Genomic DNA, 1,858 nt, shown 5'->3' on the forward strand with positions numbered 1-1,858 from the left:
CCCGCGCCCGAGGCCGCAGTGCCCGCGCCCGCGACGGCGGCTGTCGCTCCTGCGGTGCAGGAGGTGGCGCCCAAAACGCCCGGCGCGGTCGTCGCGCAGGCTGCCGAGCCCGACGGTGAGCCCGCCGAGCCCGCCACCGAGACCGACGGTGAGTCCGAAGCCGACGACGGGCGGTTCACCGTGCGGCTGGCGAACTTCGAAGGGCCGTTCGATCTGCTGTTGCAGCTGATCTCGAAGCACAAGATGGATGTGACCGAGGTCGCGCTGTCCAAGGTGACCGACGAGTTCATGGCGCACATCCGGGCCATGGGCCCCGACTGGGACCTGGACCAGACCACCGGGTTCCTCGTGGTCGCCGCCACACTGCTGGATCTGAAGGCCGCCCGGCTGCTGCCCACCGCCGAGGTGGAGGACGAGGCGGATCTCGCGCTGCTGGAGGCACGGGACCTGCTCTTCGCGCGGCTGCTCCAGTACCGCGCGTACAAACAGGTCGCCGAGATCTTCAGCGGGCGCCTGGACGCCGAGGCCCGGCGCTATCCCCGTACCGTCGGACTGGAGCCCCAGCACGCCGCGCTGCTCCCCGAGGTCGTGATCAGGATCGGGCCCGAGGGCTTCGCCGCGCTCGCCGTGAAGGCGATGCAGCCGAAGCCCAAGCCGCAGGTGTACGTCGACCACATCCACGCGCCGCTGGTCTCCGTACGGGAGCAGGCGGGGATCGTGGTCGCGCTGCTGCGGGAGCGCGGCGAGGCCAGCTTCGAGGCGCTCACGGCGGACGCCGCCGACACACTCACCGTCGTGGCGCGGTTCCTGGCCCTGCTGGAGCTGTACCGGGAGCGGGCGGTCTCCCTGGACCAGGAGGAGGCTCTCGGTCGGCTCATGGTCCGCTGGACGGGCGGTGACGGCGACACTGAGCCGGCCGTGACCGACGAATTCGACCGGGCCGCCGAGGACCGTGCCGCAGAGGATCGTGCCGTGGAGGACCGGGCCGCCGAGGGCCGCGCCGTAGAGGACAGCGATACCGCCGAGGACAGCGAGGAGAAGGTGTGAGCGAGCAGCAGCAGTCACGTACCGTCGCGGAACTGGATCTCAAGCCCGCTCTGGAGGCGGTCCTCATGGTGGTCGACGAGCCCGCCACCGAGGAACATCTCGCCAAGGTCCTCGACCGTCCCCGGCGGGCCGTCGCCGACGCGCTGCGGGCGCTCGCCGACGAGTACACCGTCCAGCGCCGCGGCTTCGAGCTGCGGCTGATCGCGGGCGGCTGGCGGTTCTACACCCGGCCCGAGTACGCGGAGGCCGTCGAGGGCTTCGTGCTCGACGGCCAGCAGGCCCGGCTCACCCAGGCCGCGCTGGAGACCCTCGCGGTCGTCGCGTACCGCCAGCCCGTGAGCCGTTCGCGGGTCTCCGCGGTACGAGGAGTCAACTGCGACGGCGTCATGCGCACGCTGCTCCAGCGCGGGCTGGTCGAGGAGGCGGGCGCGGAACCTGAAACAGGTGCGATCCTGTACAGGACGACGAACTACTTTTTGGAGCGGATGGGCCTGCGGGGCCTGGACGAACTTCCGGAGCTCGCGCCCTTCCTCCCCGAGGCGGACGCGATCGAGGCCGAGAGCCAGGAAGGTGTTCCGTCGTTCGATCCGGACGCACCGGATACCGACGCAGACGACAAGACGGAACTTTGATGCGAAGCAGTGGCAGGAACAGCGGAAGCGGCAACAGGAACAGCGGAGGCGGGAGCGGCGGAGGCAACCGGAACAGCCGGGACGACCGGGGCGGCCGGGGTGCCGGCAGCGGCCGGAGCGCCGGCGGCGGTGGCCGGGACGACCAGCAGAAGCGGCCGTCACGCCCGCGTCCCGAGGAG

General features: G+C 71.4%; 2 protein-coding genes and 1 pseudogene. All 3 read left to right on the forward strand.

Annotation, left to right across the window (positions count from 1 at the left end):
- The coding region (locus GA0115259_RS29810; RefSeq protein ID WP_237540590.1) for a segregation and condensation protein A at positions 1-1,047 on the forward strand (1,047 nt) is incomplete at its 5' end.
- Positions 1,044-1,679, forward strand: coding sequence for an SMC-Scp complex subunit ScpB (scpB, locus tag GA0115259_RS29815; RefSeq protein WP_093602784.1), 636 nt, complete (start codon positions 1,044-1,046; stop codon positions 1,677-1,679). The genes GA0115259_RS29810 and scpB, both read left to right, overlap by 4 nt.
- Positions 1,679-1,858: pseudogene (locus GA0115259_RS41270) on the forward strand (pseudouridine synthase); the annotation flags it as partial. The gene scpB and the pseudogene GA0115259_RS41270, both read left to right, overlap by 1 nt.

The organism is Streptomyces sp. MnatMP-M17 (assembly GCF_900091995.1).
GTDB lineage: Bacteria > Actinomycetota > Actinomycetes > Streptomycetales > Streptomycetaceae > Streptomyces.